At 39.0% G+C, this 19,317-nt stretch carries 14 protein-coding genes and 2 pseudogenes; 7 read left to right on the forward strand and 9 right to left on the reverse strand.

Going from position 1 to position 19,317, the window contains the following annotated elements:
• Positions 1-46: 46 nt before the first annotated feature.
• A complete protein-coding gene (locus tag H6G25_RS14960) occupies positions 47-1,930 on the reverse strand; it encodes an RNA-binding domain-containing protein (RefSeq protein WP_190393174.1) in 1,884 nt (627 codons plus the stop codon).
• A gap of 201 nt (positions 1,931-2,131) precedes the next feature.
• Here H6G25_RS14960 and H6G25_RS14965 point away from each other — a divergent pair, with 201 nt between their 5' ends.
• The 5 genes from H6G25_RS14965 to H6G25_RS14985 all read left to right on the forward strand — a co-directional run bounded on the left by H6G25_RS14965 (position 2,132) and on the right by H6G25_RS14985 (position 6,658).
• Positions 2,132-2,686, forward strand: a complete 555-nt coding sequence (locus H6G25_RS14965; RefSeq protein ID WP_190393175.1) for an RDD family protein — start codon at positions 2,132-2,134, stop codon at positions 2,684-2,686.
• A 46-nt stretch (positions 2,687-2,732) separates the two neighbouring features.
• Positions 2,733-2,927: a 50S ribosomal protein L33 gene (gene rpmG, locus H6G25_RS14970; protein WP_010998585.1), complete on the forward strand. Its 195-nt coding sequence runs from the start codon at positions 2,733-2,735 to the stop codon at positions 2,925-2,927.
• A 2-nt stretch (positions 2,928-2,929) separates the two neighbouring features.
• Positions 2,930-3,145: a 30S ribosomal protein S18 gene (gene rpsR / locus H6G25_RS14975; RefSeq protein WP_190393176.1), complete on the forward strand. Its 216-nt coding sequence runs from the start codon at positions 2,930-2,932 to the stop codon at positions 3,143-3,145.
• Between the two features lie 196 nt (positions 3,146-3,341).
• Complete coding sequence (locus tag H6G25_RS14980) at positions 3,342-5,402, forward strand: RNB domain-containing ribonuclease (RefSeq protein ID WP_190393177.1); 2,061 nt, start codon at positions 3,342-3,344, stop codon at positions 5,400-5,402.
• A gap of 164 nt (positions 5,403-5,566) precedes the next feature.
• Complete coding sequence (locus H6G25_RS14985; protein WP_190393178.1) at positions 5,567-6,658, forward strand: extracellular solute-binding protein; 1,092 nt, start codon at positions 5,567-5,569, stop codon at positions 6,656-6,658.
• Between the two features lie 2 nt (positions 6,659-6,660).
• Here the strand turns inward: H6G25_RS14985 and H6G25_RS14990 are convergent, their stop codons facing one another.
• From H6G25_RS14990 to H6G25_RS15000, 3 genes are all read right to left on the reverse strand, one after another.
• Positions 6,661-7,191, reverse strand: coding sequence for a hypothetical protein (locus tag H6G25_RS14990; protein ID WP_190393179.1), 531 nt, complete (start codon positions 7,189-7,191; stop codon positions 6,661-6,663).
• Positions 7,192-7,313: 122 nt separating this feature from the next.
• A complete protein-coding gene (locus H6G25_RS14995) occupies positions 7,314-7,709 on the reverse strand; it encodes a GFA family protein (protein ID WP_190393180.1) in 396 nt (131 codons plus the stop codon).
• A 77-nt stretch (positions 7,710-7,786) separates the two neighbouring features.
• Complete coding sequence (locus H6G25_RS15000; RefSeq protein WP_190393181.1) at positions 7,787-9,271, reverse strand: CIA30 family protein; 1,485 nt, start codon at positions 9,269-9,271, stop codon at positions 7,787-7,789.
• Positions 9,272-9,591: 320 nt separating this feature from the next.
• Here H6G25_RS15000 and H6G25_RS15005 point away from each other — a divergent pair, with 320 nt between their 5' ends.
• Together H6G25_RS15005 and H6G25_RS15010 are read left to right on the forward strand one after the other, a co-directional pair.
• Positions 9,592-10,080, forward strand: a complete 489-nt coding sequence (locus H6G25_RS15005; RefSeq protein ID WP_190393198.1) for a pyridoxamine 5'-phosphate oxidase family protein — start codon at positions 9,592-9,594, stop codon at positions 10,078-10,080.
• A gap of 11 nt (positions 10,081-10,091) precedes the next feature.
• Positions 10,092-10,997, forward strand: a complete 906-nt coding sequence (locus H6G25_RS15010; RefSeq protein WP_190393182.1) for an alpha/beta hydrolase — start codon at positions 10,092-10,094, stop codon at positions 10,995-10,997.
• Between the two features lie 245 nt (positions 10,998-11,242).
• On the opposite strand, the gene H6G25_RS15015 is transcribed toward H6G25_RS15010, so the two are convergent.
• From H6G25_RS15015 to nrdJ (H6G25_RS15035), 5 genes and pseudogenes are all read right to left on the reverse strand, one after another.
• A complete protein-coding gene (locus tag H6G25_RS15015; RefSeq protein WP_190393183.1) occupies positions 11,243-11,581 on the reverse strand; it encodes a P-II family nitrogen regulator in 339 nt (112 codons plus the stop codon).
• A 124-nt stretch (positions 11,582-11,705) separates the two neighbouring features.
• Entirely contained in the window at positions 11,706-14,243 is a 2,538-nt protein-coding gene (gene hetF, locus H6G25_RS15020; protein WP_190393184.1) for a cell division protein HetF, read from the reverse strand.
• A gap of 1,863 nt (positions 14,244-16,106) precedes the next feature.
• The gene (locus tag H6G25_RS15025; protein ID WP_190393185.1) at positions 16,107-16,325 is read right to left on the reverse strand and encodes a hypothetical protein; all 219 of its coding nucleotides are present in this window, start codon (positions 16,323-16,325) and stop codon (positions 16,107-16,109) included.
• Positions 16,326-16,494: 169 nt separating this feature from the next.
• Positions 16,495-17,568 (reverse strand): annotated as a pseudogene (nrdJ, locus tag H6G25_RS15030) (ribonucleoside-triphosphate reductase, adenosylcobalamin-dependent); the annotation flags it as partial.
• Positions 17,569-18,074: 506 nt separating this feature from the next.
• Positions 18,075-19,301 (reverse strand): annotated as a pseudogene (nrdJ, locus tag H6G25_RS15035) (ribonucleoside-triphosphate reductase, adenosylcobalamin-dependent); the annotation flags it as partial.
• Positions 19,302-19,317 lie beyond the last annotated feature (16 nt).

The following is a 19,317-nucleotide window of genomic DNA, read 5'->3' on the forward strand; positions in this document are numbered from 1 at the left end:
CGCGGGATAAAATTTAGCATGGATAGTGATGAGCAACAGCTAATATTTACAAATTAGTTGTGCTAGAATTTTGATCATCAAAATTTTTAAATAAATCAATTTCAAGCTGTATTGATTGTTCAGGTTTTGTCTCCTTTATCTGTTTAGATTTATCTTGGATATTAGAAGATGTAATTTTCTTATTTTTCTGATTATCTTTTTCAATTTCTGGAGTATTTTCTAGTAAGTTATTAGGTATATTTTCATCTCCATTTAAAATATAATATCCGCTACGTCCTCCTATTCCCATCTGTTTTAAAATTCCTTGACCAATAAGCTTACGTAATAAGTATCTCGCTTGTTCAACATTAATACGGCATAATTCTGCTGTTTGTCCTCGTGTGATTTTACCATTAGTCTTAATATACTGTACAATCATTTGTTGATTTTGTAATTCATCAAAACCACGACGACGAATATATGCAGATGAACGACCCATTTGACGATAAACAGATGCACTTAGATGATACTCTCTCTGTCGCGCATTTTTGATGCGTTCTACTAAACCATTTTCACTTAATTGTTCCAGTAAATGACGAGCTTGAATTTCTCCTTTTTGTATCAGCTTTCCAGCTTCATTAGGATTTATTTCTCGTTCCTTCCACAAATAATTCAGTAATATTAATTCATCTAAATTCAGCACCCGTTTTTGGCGTTTTTCCTCAGATAATATTATTTTTACAAGCTCTAAATCAGCATCCCCACCTGGTAAACGCACAACAACACTTGTATTAGTAGTTTCTGAATAATCTGGTAATTGATGTCCAGTTCTTAATTGACCAGCATAAATAAGTCCTATACCTCGTCCAGTCCGTTCTACTAAACCTATTCTCTTAAATATATCCGCAAGAGATGGATTTCTTGGTAATGGTCCACTAATTAATAAAGAATCTAATCTAATTCCTTCGACAAACCCCCCTGGATTTCTAATAATTAGACAATCATTATGAATTTGAATATGAACTGCTCCCATGCGATTATAATCCCGATGGGTAAGAGCATTATTCACAGCTTCACGAAATGCGCGGTGGTCATAAGCTGGAACTCCAACCCTAAATAAATCCACAGTTAATTCATGTTCTTCATTTCTTAAACTAAATGCCTCCATCAACCTTTCAAAAATGCGTAATAATGGCCAACGGTAAAATTCATTAACAGCAACATCTTGACCTCGCAAAACTTGAAAAGCTACTTCATGGGTAGGAATTTGCTCATTTATAACCGCTTCTTTGCCAACAATTAATAAACCTGAAAGCGTGGGAATAGCATCATCTCCACGGACTAAATTTAATGCTTTTGCCAATTCTAAATCAGTTAAATTTTGCAGGGATGTATCACCCGGATATTCAGTTAATAATCTTCTTAACCGTGCAAATTCTAAGGGGTCTAAATCATTCCAAGTAGTACCAGTCATTACCCTCGCTGATACATCACGTTGACCTCTATCTGCTAACCAACTATTTATTTCACTGGGATATAATGGTCTACATTCGGGTTCACCCTTAGTATTTAAAATGCGCTTTAAAGTTCTTCCATCACTGGTTGCTACTAATTGTGTAGCTGGTGGTACTTTTATTATTGCTATAGACATTTCTGGGAAATTAATTATTTCTGTATATACACCTAATGGCGGTACAGTTTTATTTCCTATCATTGCAGATAAAGAAGAAGAATGTTTTAAGTGTTTTTTATGTAACCCTGTAATCTTGCCATCATTTTCTACGCCAATTAACAATATACCACCACTTGTATTTGCCAGACAAACCACTGCTTCTAATAAATCTTTATCACTTAATGAATGTTTATCACTAAGCCAAGCAGAATCACTCTTAAACTCTACAGTCAAAGTTTCACCATTAGCTATGAGTTGTGTGAGTTCATCTGGAGTCATATTTAGTTATGGAGTCCTAGTGCCTTTTAGAAAAATTATCTGTATAGTTTTGTGAAGTCCACAACTATAATTACTCTACAAAAATACTAGCATTTTTTCCGTTTCCATCTGGAAGTCTGTTTACTATAAAGTTAATAGGCTAATGAAACTACCAGAAATATTGAATACCATAACAAAAGCGCCACCTGTGAGGTAAAGGGTATGACTCTTGTTAAAGCAAATCAAAGACACTACCAGAAAGGAGACATTACCCGTCGGGGTATGGCCTTAGCTCTTGACTTCTTGACTGTATGGTTTCTCAGTTCTATCGTCAGAAATAATCAAATCGGTGTACAATTTACCCAAATCTTTGTTTTTATTTTTGCTTGGTTAATTTTCCGCGTTGTCATAGTTTACAATAATCAGGGACAAAGTTTAGGACGTTGGGCATTTGATTTAAAACTGCTAGAAGTCGTAAATGGGGAAATAGTGAATAGAATCCCCCAATTTCAGACGTTATTGCTGCGAGAAGGGATTATTTGTTTTTCTAGCTTATTATTATCCATTTTCTTGACTAATATCATCCTCAATCCCTCTGCTGTCGTGTTATTGCTTCCCCTAATCATTGACGGCGGTGCTGCTTTATCCGATACTCAAATGCGTCAGGCTTTCCATGACCGCTTTTTTCAGACCATTATAATTTCCTCCCAACGTGGTTATTCTTTAGATCTAAAAATTAAAAGACTAGTTGAAAAATTTCAGCGAAATGTGAGATAATGGCCATTTGTGTTAATTGTCTCCAAGCTTTACAGTTTGTAAGTTTATGGCTAAGAGTAAAGGTGCGCGAATAATAGTGACACTAGAATGCACCGAGTGTCGGACAAATCCAGATAAACGTTCCCCTGGTGTATCCCGCTATACCAGCACTAAAAACCGTCGGAACACAACCAACCGTTTAGAACTGAAAAAGTTCTGTACCCACTGTAACAAACACACAGTTCACAAGGAAATTAAGTAAGAATGAGTTACTATCGTCGTCGTCTTTCTCCCATTAAGCCCGGAGAAGCCATTGATTATAAAGATGTAGATTTGTTGCGGAAGTTTCTCACAGAACGTGGTAAAATACTACCTCGGAGAATTACTGGGTTGACTTGTCAGCAACAACGGGTGCTAACTCTAGCTATTAAACGGGCCCGGATCGTGGCTTTGTTACCCTTCATTAACGCCGAAGGTTAAGAAGATTTTGGATTTTGGATTTTGGAACATCATCCAAGAAAAGTGGCGGTTGCATAGGTATTGCGCGGTTACTTTGAGTCCAAAATCTAAAATTTAATATTGAATTAATGGGATAATGGAAAAAAAGGATTAGATACCAGTTATTTAATCCCGAATCTCCAGTGTAAAAATCTAAAAATATTAAAGTGCGACAGTTGTGGATAAGGGGACGTTAGTTGAATTTAGGGTTCAAAGCGATCGCCGTCTGGGGGTGGTAGATCGTCCAGACGGGAAAACTCGTTGGTTTGTATTAGATGAACGGGGTCAATCTCACAGTCTCGCACCGCGCCAATTTACGTACACAGTTAACGGACAAATCTATAAACCGGGCGAAATTGCTGAATTTTTAAATCAAGTCCAGCCTTATTTAGATCCGTCGAGTTTGGAAGTAGCGTGGGAACTACTGATTGAAGAGGGGGAAACTGTCACCCCCAAGGAAATGGCTAATCTACTGTTTTCGGAATCAGCCCCTCCCCAGTGTTATGCAGCCCATTGTTTGCTATCAGAGGATAAACTCTATTTTAAGCAAAAAGGGGAGGCTTACGAACCACGTAGCGCAGCCCAGGTAGCAGAACGCAAGCACCAGATGGCTGTAGAATCACAAAAAGCAAAGGGACAGCAGGAATTTTTAGCCCGTGTAGAACAGGCTCTTCAGGGCGAAGTGGTAGAATGGCAAAGAATGGATCGCCAGCGTTTAGAAGCGTTAGAAAAGTATGCGACTCTGCTGGCAGATGTGATCATGCTCAAGGTGAATTACGACTCTTTAGCTCGTGCTTGTCCACCTTCAGCCCCAGTATTAGAAACTATGAATATGCTGGGGCGTTCTGCTACGCCCCAGGGTGCTTTTCAACTGTTGATAGATTTGGGTTGGTGGAGTCCCCATGAAAACCTGTTTCTGCGTCGTTCATCAATTTCTGTTCAATTTCCTCATCAGGTATTAGAAGTGGCGCAAGAACGTTTGGATTTCCCTCCCACAGATTTAGACACAAACCGTCTCGATCTTACACATCTTAAGGTATACACCATTGATGACGAAAGCACGACGGAAATAGACGATGGTTTAAGTTGGGAGATATTACCAGATGGAAAAGAACGGTTATGGGTACATATAGCCGATCCTACTAGGTTATTAATGCCAGATGATGAATTAGATTTGGAAGCGAGAAAACGGGGGAGTACGGTTTATTTACCTACGGGGATGATTCCCATGTTTCCAGAGGTGTTAGCTACAGGTCCCATGAGTTTGGTGCAGGGGAAAGTCTGTTGCGCCCTCAGCTTTGGGGTGATTTTAGATCAAGTTGGGGCTGTAGAAGATTATTCTATCCATACTGGGTTAATTAAGCCTACCTATCGTCTCACTTATGAAGATGTAGATGAGATGTTGGAATTGGGAGTACAAGCAGAACCAGAAATTGAAGCGATCGCTAATTGGGCAAAAATACGCAAAAATTGGCGTTATGGTCAAGGGGCTATTAGTATCAATATGCCAGAAGCGATGATCAAAGTCAAGGACGATGATATAAATATTGATATATTAGATGATTCCTTGTCCAGGCAACTAGTAGCAGAAATGATGATTCTGGCGGGAGAAGTAGCAGCCCGTTATGGACAAACCCATAATATCCCCCTCCCTTTTCGCGGTCAACCTCAACCGGAATTACCTCCAGACGAAGAACTGCTCCTACTCCCAGCCGGTTTTGTTCGTTCCTGTGCTATGCGCCGCTGTATGCCTAAGAGCGAAATGAGTATTACACCTGTACGTCATGCTGGCTTAGGTTTAGATACCTATACACAAGCTACTTCTCCTATTCGCCGTTATAGCGACTTACTGACTCATTTCCAATTGAAAGCACATTTACGCGGTGAAGGTTTACCATTCTCTGCGGAACAACTCAAAGAAGTGATGATGACAGTCAGCAGCGCCACCCAAGAAGCAACGATGGTAGAACGACAAACTAATAGATATTATGCTTTAGAATATTTACGTCGTCATCCTGAAGAAGTTTGGCAGGTGACAGTATTGATGTGGTTGCGTGAAGATAGTAATTTAGCACTGATTTTATTAGAAGATCTAGGTTTACAATTGCCTATGTCCTTCCGGCGTTCTGTTAGTTTGGGAGAAAATTTATTAGTAAAAGTTAGTTTGGCTGACCCGCAAAAAGATTTGATTCATTTTCAGGAGATTATGTATCAAGAAGCCCAATCAATTATAAATTAATTAGCGATTGACCTAAAGTCCACGCAGGTGGACTTTGTTTATGTAGTAGCGACAAAAGTTAGGTTAACATAATCAAACCAAACTGTGTCAAGAAACGTAAAATCGCTGAAAACTTCTTTACTCTTGCCTTTTGCCTCTTGTCTCTTGCCTTAAATGCAAAATCCATGGACAGACGATCTTTTTTATTAGGTACAACTACTTTAGCACTTTCTCAAATCATAATTGGGTGCGAGACAAAGCAAGCGCCTCTGAATGTACAGCTATTAAAAAATTCCATTCCCGGTCAGGTAGTTAATCAGTTTCGGAAAAGTGTAGAGTCAGGGGGTAAATTGAAATTTACCCCAATTGATCAGATTGAGGAATTATTTAAATTATTGCAAAATTGGCAAAAACCACCAAGTAATAAAAATCAAAGCTCATTTCCAGCCAATTTGGTAACATTGGGAGATTATTGGTTACAAGCAGCAATTAATCAGAAATTAATTCAACCCTTGGAAACAGGAAAGATCGAGAATTTAGCTAAACTAGATGAAAAATGGCAACAATTAGTTAAGCATGATCAGGAAGGGAAAATTTGGGGTATTCCTTACCGCTGGGGGAATACAGTCATTGTTTATAATCAAGAAAAGTTTCAAAAATTAGGATGGAAACCGAGAGATTGGAGTGATTTATGGCGCAGTGAATTAGAAAATCGGATATCTTTACTTAATCATCCGCGAGAAGTAATTGGTTTAGTGTTGAAAAAATTAGGAAAATCTTATAATACCGAAAATATTAATCAAATCTCCTCCTTAGAATCAGAATTACAAGCATTAAATAAACAAGTTAAATTTTATGATTCTACAAACTATTTAGAACCATTAATTATTGGGGATACTTGGTTAGCAGTAGGATGGTCAAATGATATCATCCCCATGATCAGTCGTTATCAAAAATTTGCCGCAATTGTTCCCCAGTCAGGAACAGCAATTTGGGCAGATTTATGGGTAAGTCCTACAGGAGTTAGTAATGATACTCTAGCATATAAATGGCTAGATTTTTGTTTACAACCGAATACATCTAAGCAAATTGCTTTACTAACTAAAAGCAATTCTCCCATTGACAATAATATCACTCTGGGTGATGTCCAGAAGCCCCTACAGAACTTGTTATTAAATAATTCGGAAATTTTCACCAAAAGTGAATTTTTACGTCCTCTACCCCCGGAAGTAATAAAAGAGTATGAAGATTTATTTATGAAGATGAAAAAATCGTAATTTTAGAAAGAGGGACGTAACCCCAATTTGCTTTCATTATTCATCTGAATACTACAGGAAACGGGACTTTGAGTAAAATTACATGTGTAAGTTGCTAGGGGTTCTCTTTGATTATCAAAAAATCGAATATTGTAACCAGATTTACTGGCTATACTACCCAAACGATTGACAAAAACATACTTTTCTAGATAATCTAATACAGTCCACATTTGCTGATTGACAATTAAATCTACTCGTGGGGGTTCGTTTTTTAAAGCTGGGTAAGCTATCCAATTATCTAAAAGTTTGTTTTCCGAGTTTTCCTTAGCCCACCATAAACTAGGAACTGTCAATTTTTGGGGATGAATAGTTTTAGCCGTGATGATATTATCTTTGGGTTGGGTGAGTAGATCTAATTCTAAAGGTGCTTGAGAAGGTAGGGGGATATTTTGGGATTTTGATGGGAGAATCGGGAAAAAGGAAGTAGTAATAAAAGTGAGAATTGGTAATAATAGTATGGGTTTTTTGCGGGTAAATAAGTTATTTTTAGTCATATATTTCCTGTTAGTGTTGAGGGTGGGTAGTGATTGAACCACGAAATTTCATAATTTTACACAAAATTCTACAGGACTTACGCAACTGTTTGGTGTGACACTTACGTAAGTCCTAAAGATATTTAACCTCTCTTGAGTTTATGAATATTTTCTTCCCAGTTTATACCATCAAAAGGCACAATTTGAAAATTGTCAATGACATTGCCATCTAAACACCGTACATTAACATCAATAGAATCAGGGTGACTACGGGGAATATAAAAAGAATGAATACCACAAATTCCGCAAAATTTATGTTGTGCTACTTCTGTATTAAATTTGTAAGTTTTTAATACATCTTCCCCTTGTAATAAAGTAAATTGTTCTCGCCGGATAATTAAATGTAAAAATCCTTTTTTAGAACATATTGAACAATTACAATCATCAACTTGATGATTATTAACTAACACACGAAATCGCACAGCACCACAATGACAACCACCTTCATAAGCAACAAATTCATCTCTATTTAACATCATATTATCAACTAATTAAATGAAAACCGTAGGTTGGGTTGATAAAAGCAACCCAACAAACTTGTTAATTATTCAAATTCTTATTTATCAACTCGTAAGGAAGAAAATAGATTTTGCCAATTTGGATTATTAGCAACCATTTCGCTTTCCTTGACTTCAAAAGTTAGATTTTTCGCTTTTGGTTCTTTAATTGCTTGTACACAAATTTCTGCCACATCATCACGACTAACTTTTCCTCTGATATTATCACCTTGTGCAAATATTAATTCCTTTCCTCCCGCTGTTTCTGTTAAAGCACAAGGTCTGATAATTGTATAAGGTATTCCACTAGCTTTCAAACATTCTTCACCTCGTAATTTCCAGGTCAAAATACCTCCTAATTGGTCATTTAATCTGACTGCGGGTGGTTCTTCATCTAAATTAATTCCTGGTCTTCCGGGACGAGTCACCCCAGCGGAACTAATTAATATAAATTGAGGTAAAGTTTCCCCACCATAGGCTTGAATTGATGAAACTTCCAGCGAGAAAACCCCAGGATTGAACTTAGGATTTAAAGCACCATCATATTCAAACTTACTCAACATTAGTTGTAAAGAACAAATCTTACTAACATCAATTGGTGGACAATCCTTAACAACTTTGGCACGAAATACACCGAACAAATCTGTAAAAGGGATCTGAATATCTAGCCAATTATTAGCAACAGTATCAAAGGAATAGCTATAACCAATTCCGTCCCAAGTTGACTCTGTGCGTAAAAATATTTTATAACGTTGGCCATCACCTTTAACCCGCAATTTCACACCTTGATAACCTGATAAATCACATAAAGGTGAAAAATTCTTAGTTCTTACCGAAGCAAAACCGCCAGAATTAGCAGTAGAAACATTACCTGTAAATACTGCGTTATTTTCCCTAATTTGGAAACTACTAGAACTGACACCACCCATGACAACATCATCCAAAGCACCCCAGATATTTTTGATTTGATCTGATGGTTTAGTAAAATCAAATATTGGTTTTTCACCAACAGCAACCAGATATTTTTTTGCTGCTTCAACTAAATTCTTCACACCTTGATATTCAACATTTTCTGGTGTATCTCCAACAATTTCCGGTAGATAAAATTTCACACCTTGATTATATTTTGCTCTATCTGGTGTATCTCCTTCCACTGGTTGTACACGAACTGCTGTACAACAAATTACAGCTTGAATATTAGCCAAAATTAAATTTGTCAAAGTTTCTGGCTTTGTAATATCTCCAACCACCAAATCAATATCATCACCGAGAATTGGCCGCGCTTTGTCAATATCTCGAACCAAACAACGGATCTGATAACCCTGCGCTACCAATTTTTTCACAACTCGTTTACCCACACCACCAGTCGCACCAGCTACCAGAATTACACCCATATTTATTCCTACTTTTGATATATTTTGATGATCTTTAGGACTACCTTGAAAAAGTTTTTGTATCCAGTTCAGAACCGGAAATACTTCAAAGTAGGTGAGAGTTTTAATGAACCTGCATAAATCCCATTGTGAACGATTGTTGTTATTCATAACTACTATGTAACCACTATATTTTACTCTTATTGTATCAACTTTTTGTGTATATAGTAGATACAGCGGTTTTCGCTCTTATGAAGTACATCTTAAGCCCCCTCCTCGCACCCCCCTCAATCCCCCCGCAGCGGGGGGAAGAAAAGGATAAACTTTTGATATTGGAGGGGGTTGGGGGTGGGGTTCTTGTACCTCATAACATCGGGAAGTGCTGTAAAATATCAACTTATTGATATAATATAAAAGTCCCCAAATAAATTTTTTCCTCCGTGTCCTCTGTATCTGGAGTGGTTCGTTAAAATAAATAATTATCAATCATGATCGATCAACTTAAAAAAGCCCAAGCCGAATACGAGAAATTTCCCACAGAATTTACCAGCATTATCATGAGTACAGTTAACAAAGAGGGGATTCCTGACGCTAGTTACGCTCCTTTTGTTAGCGACGATGATAAAAAAATCTACATTTATGTTAGTGGACTAGCTACTCACACCCAAAATATTCATAATCATCCTTTTGTGAGTGTTTTATTTATTGAGGACGAAGTTAAAACTAAACAAATTTTCGCTCGTCGGCGTTTAAATTTTAATTGTACCGCAAATTTGCTAGAGAGAGAAAGTGAAAAATGGCAACAAATTGTTGATAAATTTCAGATTCGTTTTGGAGAATTGATTTCCACATTACGCAGTTTACCAGATTTTCGGATTTTTCAACTCACACCCAAAAACGGACGTTTTGTAATTGGGTTTGGTGCTGCTTATAATATTAGTAGTGACAATATAAATCAACTTGTCCTTAGTAAAGATTGAGCTTCATGGTTATGATTCAGTTTCAACCTCCGGGTTTTGGTAGTAAGTTCATTCATACATCTTTGGGGACAATGGTTTACTATACCCAAGTTAGCGCCCCTTGGGAAAATGCAGTGGATCAAGATTTACCACCATTGTTATTTTTACATAATTTTGGTGGTGGTGCGTCCGCTTATGAATGGTCTAAAATTTATCCAGCTTATGCTGCAAAATATCGAATTTTAGCCCCAGATTTAATTGGTTGGGGAAAATCTGCTCACCCCGTGCGAGATTATCAAATTGAAGATTATTTAACCACAATTATTGAGTTTATTCATCAAACTTGTCACCAAAGTGTAACTGTAATAGCATCTTCTTTAACTGCGGCTTTTGCTATTCGTCTGGCTATTACTTATCCCCATTTATTCAAAGCTTTGTTTTTAGTTTGTCCTTCGGGGTTCAATGATTTTGGACAAGGTGCGGGACGGAGATTACCACTTTCTTTGATTAATACACCTTTGGTAGATAATTTAATTTATGCTTTGGGTGCAGAAAATGAAATTGCAGTTAGGAATTTTTTACAAAGTTTTCTTTTTGCTAAACCAGAAAGGGTGACACAGGAAATGGTAGCAGCTTATTTAACTTCTGCACAACAATATCAGGCTAAGTTTGCGGCTTTGTCTTTTTTAAAGGGGAATCTTTACTTTGATTTGAGTTTATATATTCAGCAAATTCAAGTTCCCAGTGTCATTTTCTGGGGTGAAAAAGCACAGTTTACAAATATTGAATTAGGACGACGTTTAGCTGGTTTAAATCCTGCGGTAATTCAAGGTTTTGAGGAAATACCAGATACAGGAATTATTCCCCATTTAGAAATACCAGCGGTTGTGATTGGAATTTTGCAAAAATACAATACAACGGGAGAATTAAAAATCTAAATTTAAAAACAAAGATTTCATTGTGAGAATTAGAAGATTAAATATCTCCACTTTACTCCTTTGTGTCTACCCTGGGTGATCTCTAAAATAAAAATAGAATACAAATTCTGTACTTTTTGACTTTTGACCTTTCACTTTTGACTTCCCGAAGGGCGCGTTGCTGACTGTTTTTGATCTTCCTGTTTTTATTTTCACAGACTCAGCAACGCATCTCTTGTAGATATGTAGGATTCAATATCTAATATTTATACCGCTTCTATATTTTTTTCTCCCGTTCTAATTCGTACAACTTGTTCAACAGGAGAAATAAAGATTTTACCATCACCAATTTCACCAGTACGGGCTGCGGAGATAATTTTATCCACAACCGTGTCAACTTGGGAATCCTCAACGACAATTTCCACCTTCAGTTTTTGCAGAAACTCTACAGTATATTCCGAACCGCGATAGCGTTCAGTTTGACCCTTTTGTCTGCCAAAACCCCGGACTTCAGAAACAGTCATCCCCACAATGCCCGCATTAACCAGAGCAATTTTCACTTCATCAAGCTTAAATGGACGGATAATGGCTTCTACTTTTTTCATTTTTTTGATTCCTGACTTCTAATAGCGTCGTTTATATATCTAACCAGATCCCTTGTCTCACGCTGTAAGTATAGCACTAGTTATTTAACTTCAGGGTCATTCTCTCCAATTATGGACTATTTTATTACAAAAGCGGTAGCTTAACTTGTCCCAGACTTTGCCAATCTGCGATCGCCTGTCGAGTCCACAGCCAATTTCGTGATAATTTCTCCATAGTAAAATCTGCGGGTGCATTTTGAATCACCATTTGTCGAAGTTTAATCGCTTCCCGTAAATATTGTTGACGTTTATCAGCGGGTTGATTCTGAGCGCTTTTATATAACCCCAAAGCTAACCCAGCATAAGCAGTCAAAGCCTCCGGTTCTCCAGCTACTTCTGGATACTTTGTTTCTCCCAAATTTGCACCTTCATTCTCCTGGGGTTTTAATGCTAAACTCAGGGACTTGAACCAAGCATCATTAGCATAATTGAGCTTATTCTCCGCATAATAGGCAAATCCCAAAGCATTATTATACAAAATAGAATCCGGCTGATTCTGTACAGCCCTAGCCCAGTAACGGCGTGCATCATCAACACTGTACTTATTATTTCCCGTTTGTACCCATTGCCAAGCTAATCGCCCCCAGACAAAGTTCACAGATGGATTTTGGGTATCCTGAACAGGAATCAAACTTAAAGCCGTTTCCGCAGCCGTGAAAGCACCACGATTTAATAATTCATGAATAGCGCTCAATCCATCCTTTAAATTGCCTTGACTCAATTGTGCCGTGGCTGTAGCAGTGACAATCTCCGTAGCAGAGTTAAATAAATTAATACTTTGATACTGATTGTTAGTGATCTTTTGTCCGGGAATGGGCGGGATATCAGGTAGAAGATGCTGCTGAGACTGTCGTTGATGCCACCACCAAGCAACACCAAGGATCATGGTAATCGCACTTGCAGCGAAAATGCCCAACAGCAATAATGATTTTCTCCTGTGATAGCGATTACCTGGGGTCGCTAAAGGAGACTGTGATAAAGGGTGATTTACCCGTCGCTTTTGAATATTTGAGGAAGTTGGTGTCATCGAATTTGCTACATTTCCCCAGTCTAAATTTTCCTCGACTTCAGAAACCTGTATTTCCGACAAATGATGATCCTTTTGGATGAGTTCCGCTTTCATACTTTGTTCCTCGCTTGTAGCTAACCCATTGCCAAGCTGACGAAACAAATCAGAAACTATTGCTGAATCCTGATCATAGTTGGGGTAATCATACTCAATTTCATCTACAAGATCGCCCCAGGTATCTCCCAAGAGCCAATCTACCTCCGTTGTCTCCTCTTCCAAATTTGTATTAAGGAGATCATCAATAGCCATCAAGCCCTCTGGATTATTTATCACACCAGAATAGGGATTATTATCAGTCCGCAGGGGTAGCTGATATTCGTTTAATAACTCCGATAGCACCTCCGGCGTAGACATATAACTAGATAAGTTAACTTTTGGTGTCAAACAACCATCAAATTCTCGCCGGAGGTACAAAATCGGTAAAGCCCAGTACATTTGTTGAGAACCATAAGCAGAAATTAAGCCCTGACGAACCCGACTCACACACAGATCTAAAGGATAGCCCTGGCTTAAGTTCCGGTAAAATAGTTGCGTCAACGTCAGTGCCACCTCGTCGGGTATGCGTTCTGACATTGCCAGTACACTTCTAATTCCCCACTTGACCAAACTTTCTGTTAAATTCCGTTCTCCTGAGAGTTCTCCACCGTCGGCTTTAGCTCTATATGCTCCAAAACAGGAGTTAAGCACTACCATTTGAATATTATTATTAATCAGTAACCCAGCTAAATCATCGCCGCTGAGAGTTTCTGTTAAACCAGTTTTTTTATTGACTAGATAAATTTGCCCACCATTCACGCCCAAGTTGCTATGACCGGAATAATGGAGAATATGGTAATTTCCCTGTTCTAAAGCTTGGGTCAGTTCTTCCCTACCTGGTTCGTCAAGAACGGTCAATTCAATTTCTGGTAGATTATGATTACCATCTGCCAATTTTAATGCTTGGCGGTGCAGTTCTGCTTTCAGATTGATAGCTTCTTGCTTGAGTAAATCCAACTGCACCAAGTCCGCAGGCGAAGAAATCACCATCAACACTTTCAGCCCCCTTTCTTCCACTGGCGTGGGGATATTATGAGTCTGTAAACGCGTCGGAGATCTTCTACAGTATGCATTTACTGGGTCCATACCACTTTGGTAACGGGCAAAGGTAATATAAGGACCCGTAGCTAAAGGGCGATCACCTGCGTGCATGATTTCCCATGGCAGCCGTGCTAATCTGGGGTCTTTAAGTCCCAATCTTAGCCGCAGCACTTGTTGGTGATTTTGGGCAATACCTTGGGCGGTAATCCAACTATCTCTGAGAGTTCCCTGAAATAGTGCATTATACAACTCCTGACCCAAAGCCACCAAGTTAACAGAGTTTCTGGGAATCATCTCCCCCTGCAAAACTAACTGCAAAGGGTCATCCATCAATTGTCCGGCGGCAGCTAACCATTCAGCCACAGGCCAATGTACCAGTTCTTCTGCCAACGGTACCCCAGATGCTACTTGTTCAGTCCGCACCAAATAGTCATTTTGCCCTACTGGCGTTGCCGAAAGGTGAAATTCCTGGGTCACAACTTCTGCTCCATAAAACTTAGACAATCCCGATAGCACAGGATGGTGTAGATGTATTTTGCTATTCTCATGTTTCAGATAGGCGTTGCTGATCCATTGATCTTAATCTAGTTTTTAACACGGTTTTCTGCCTATTTCCCTTCTAAAAGTTTATCCGGATTAGTTGATCCCTATCGAGAACTCTTTATTGGTAGATGCACCTTGATCTTTAATTCCCCTAGTTGCCTAAAACTCACTAGGGGGTTTCTTTTTTTTATTCGCGTTTACTGAAGCTGAATAAGTTATCTGTCCCCACAGCTAACAGGTGACAGTATTTTGAATAACTTTAGCTTGAGCTTGGAAAAATTGATTTTGACCGTTCCCAGGTTCAGCTTTAAACCGTTTTAGTGAGTAGCGGTATCTTTGCATATCCTGCTGTCGCCCTTACAGCAGTTTTCGGCGATTTAAACCAGACTTTGATTACCTTCTTCCTTTGCGCCTTCCCTACTTTGCGCCTACCCTTCGGGATCTCTAAGAGAGATTGCGCGAAACAAAAACCGTGGTTCATTTACCTGAAATTCGCTGTAAAGTCTTATTCCTCCTACCTTTTTTAATCAGCCCTAATCCTGGCAAATAAAAAACGCTCTTGCTAACCAAGAGCGTTTGTAAGCATTTCTAAATCAGTGCTTAAGTAGATGGGATTCTCATAACCAACTCCCCTACCCAGTTACCAGCCACAGGAATTTTTTCAGTATGTGACAAACAGCAATCTTTGGGTAATTTTTTCCGGAGCATAAGTTAAAAACAATGAACAGTTGATTGGTAGATGCACCCTGATAACTAACTTCCCCTAGCTGGCTAACACCACTGGGGGTTTTTTCTTGTTTATGGTTAGCGCCACTTAATCATTACCATATACTCATTTTTTCCGGAACATGACACATAACCCTAGAACACTTAACAAGTAGATGCACCCTGATAACTAACCTCCCCTAGCTGGCTAACACCACTGGGGGTTTTTTCTTGTTTATGGTTAGTGCCACTTAATCATTACCATATACTCATTCTTTTCCGGAACATGACACATAACCCTAGAACACCTAACAAGTAGATGCACCCTGATAACTAACCTCCCCTAGCTGGCTAACACCACTGGGGGTTTTTTCTTGTTTATGGTTAGCGCCACTTAATCATTACCATATACTCATTTTTTTCCGGAACATGACACATAACCCTAGAACACTTAACAAGTAGATGCACCCTGATAACTAACTTCCCCTAGCTGGCTAACACCACTGGGGGTTTTTTCTGTTCCCGCTCTTTCTCATAAGTGCTAGGCAGTTGACTCCCGAAATCAAAACAAACTTGTTAAAAATAAATTTATCCGGAAGATAGTTATACACCTGAGAACATTCAATTGGTAGATGCACCCTGATAACTAAACTCCCCTGGCTAACATCCACTGGGGGTTTTTTCTCAAAAACATAAATCTCAATCTACCCTATCATTAAAATCATTCTCTGGCAATATCCCCATTCAACAGGTTTCCGGTCATTTTCACCCACGAACTATTTCCTTTAATTTACACAGTGGCGAAATATACTACTAAACCCATGGATATGCCAACCTGAAAAATTTCTTCCAATTACTCCAATTACTTTTATCCTATTGTGATCCTTATCGCCAGCTTGAGAATGATCACTGCGATAGTTAATGGCACTCTTAATTATTTATTTATAATTTTCTGAATAAAGAGCCATTCAGCAACCTGTCGTTTTTTTATAGCATATTCTAGATTGATATATCAATAGGTTAAAGGCAAAATTTTGACTAATTACGCATTAGCCAGCTAAATTTAGCACTTAGCGGGCTAACTTGAGTGATTTAATCAATTGTGATTTGTTGAGGGGTATTGGCTTTACCGTTGTGGACATCTGTATTCAGGATGCTAGAACTTTTTGCACAACATTTTTTATCTAGCCAACTTTTGACGGGTTCTTCATTCAGGTTGAGTCGGAGGACACCGGAAACGAAACCACCCATAAATGAAACTGGATTTTGGGCAAATTCTTTAACTAGGGGGGATAATTCACTAATAAACATAACACTCTCCAAGTATTGCTATCGCTGTAAAAAATTATTAATTCTTTATTAATCTTAATATATCTTGGCAAAGAAAACGCATCTAAATTTTGAAGAAATCTAAGGTCTAAAATCTATGGGTGGGCTAGAAGCCCACCCCACAGGAGTTAAACTGACTATGACAGGGATTTTATGATGTGGGTGGCTGTTCTGGGAACATACATTTGTCAGAGTCACAACCGCTAGGTCCTGCTTCTGATAATTCTCCCAAATCGTAACGACTTAAGGCTCCGCAGAAATCATCTGTTTTCCGTCGGGCTTTGACTTCTTGAGATAAGCGTTTGTATGTGGCGTTGTCTATGGGTTCAAAGGGTAAACGGGGAAATGATTGCAAATCGTCAAACCGTGCTAATAACGCAGCAGAAATATATCCTTCATCATTTTGGATAGCTTCATAGATGCGTGTCCCCAGTAATTCAACTTCCTCAGAACGGAGTTCTAGGGTAGCTGAGGTGTTATGGGTGACATAATGATTCTGAACTTCCATAACAAAATCTAATTGCGCTAAGACGGAAAACCGAGAAACTTCTATTTCATCAGCACCGGGTAAATCAGCCCAAGACACAGCGACGGGGATTTCTACTAACCATTCTGTACACCGAGGATCAAAAGGATCATTAAGTAAGTTACCGTTTTCATCCTTGTCAGATTGAGAGGGGATGACGTTGTAACCATAATCTATACAGGCTAGGGCTACAGGGTCATTTTTACGGAAAGTAATCCGACGAATGAATCTTTGGGCTTTAGGGGGATGCCAGCCCGGTGAAGCCCCTGTTAAAAGGGATTTGGTGCCGGCTGGTTGAACTGTAGTACAACGGTTAGGTCGTTTAAGCTTGTGGCGATCGCAATATTCCCATACTACTTTATGGACTACATCTTTCCAGAAGTTAAGATATTTTTGTTCACGACTTTTAAAAATCAATCCTTGGGGGGTTTGTGGTCTTCCTGCTTCCCACCAGCGCAACCAATCTGTACCAAAAGCATGAACAAAAAAGTCAAATAAACCGGTAAATGACACACCGACAATAGGATCTAATTCCCGGCTATATTGATAACGGGGTTCAAGGAATTGGTGATTTAACAGGGCGACAACGGAAAGCGCACCAGCGGTAAACGCTTCTTCTTGTTCTTTATAGTTGTCAGGATCAAGTCGGTTTAAGTGTACTTCCGATAAGTTACAGTGGAAGTTAGCACCAATAATCTCCAGTTTTGTTACCCTAGAGGCTTTTTATCCTCTAGTTCTACAGGTTCTATATTCCCTGTAGCTCCGCGTACCTTTTATACGTATGACTGTAAATGATAGAGAAATTCTTTTCGACTACAGGGTTTTCCCACAACAATTTGGTAGATAGTTCTAATGTCCAAAATGTTATGTTCCTTTTGAATTGAATCCCACAAAGGCTGAAAGAAGCTTTTCGCTTGGGACTATTGAGAAACTTTTCCTTAAATTCAGGATCTGTAAATCTAGCTTTTGCCTTAGCACTAATTTTATCTCTAAAAACCACAAATAGCCATAGAAGCTGCTAGTCATACGTACCCCCACACTCTTGGAGATTTATATTCTAGAAAACAATTTCCATTGTCATCTAGTTTCACTCTCTACGCTGTACGGTGTCAATAGCTTTTTAGTTCCATTGATTACCACGGGATTAGCTTCTCAGCTTTCCCCGTATTTGCGGGGTTTTTTACGTGAGGCAAGTATTATAAAATACCACACGGGTTTAAGCCATATCTACCCAAACGATGCTCTAATTCTTGAGAATCAATTTCTGGATGGTATTTTTTTATCCATTCTTTAGCTTTTCCTTGCTCGTAAGCTTGCAAAAAGTCTTTTTTAAGTTCTGGTGTATTTAATAAATCAGCATTAGCCCTAGCGACTGCTTCACCAGCCCATTGAATTGCCCCTTCACCACTGTAATATTGTTTACGTACAGCAGCAATAGATTCTTCTAAGGTTGGTTTATGGTGAAAGACTCGGCTATGGTTGGCCATCCGTAAAGAATCGCGCTCTGGATCTATACGCCAGTTGCCTTCTGCGTCTTGTTGCCATAAGTTGTCTTTAGCAGTCGCGCCTTGTTCGTCTTCAGAAAGGAACTGTCTTATGCCCGCACTTCTTCGGATATTACCGGCAACAATTGTTATGGCAGCTTCATCAATTAATAAGCAACATTCAACTGAGTTTAATTGTCTCCCTATTGCCTTATTCAGAATCGAAGCGCAGCGCCGATACAATTCTGGTAATTTGACAGGATTAGCCATACCGCCAAAACCTTTGAGAGTTTCCCCCGATTGACGCACATCACTAATATCAACAATTACCTGAACCTTACCTGTAAAGCATTCATCGGTGGAAAGTTCTAAAAGGGTTTGATAAGATTTTACCCAACCTTCTCGACTGTCTCCAACGTGAATAATAACGTTGTTACCTTCTATATGGGTTTGTGTAAATTCACGACGCTGTTCTTTGGGTGTACTGCCAATTTCCCCGCAAATGCTGACATCAAGATGATTACGGATAAAAGGAAGTTGATTAATATACTGCGCTTCAATGATAGCGCCTGTGCCACAGCCCATCATCGCTAAGTCCATCATTAACCCGAAGGCTTTCCAGTCTACAAGGTTCGTGGAGGTGCAGTTATAAGCACCGGAGAAGTTTTTGGGCTTGGTTAACCAAGCTGTGCCACCAACCCACATCCAGCGCCCACTGGGGAGAGATTTCATGTTCCGCTGCATCTTATCTAAAATTGCAGCTTCTTGACGGGTGAGTTTTCCTAGTTCCACTAAACCGCGTAATGTGCGATCGCATACCTGATCCCATGTTTCTCTTAAACCAGCTTCTGTGCGACGGCTGTAAGTCCTAAAAAACACGGGATTTGCTGCTGGCGCGGCTTCTGGGAAAGTTACACCCTGACGTTGACGTTCAAGTTCTCGAACCATAATAAGGTTTTGTTGC

Origin of the sequence: Dolichospermum sp. FACHB-1091 (genome assembly GCF_014697585.1) — a bacterium.
In the GTDB taxonomy this organism is placed as follows: domain Bacteria; phylum Cyanobacteriota; class Cyanobacteriia; order Cyanobacteriales; family Nostocaceae; genus Dolichospermum.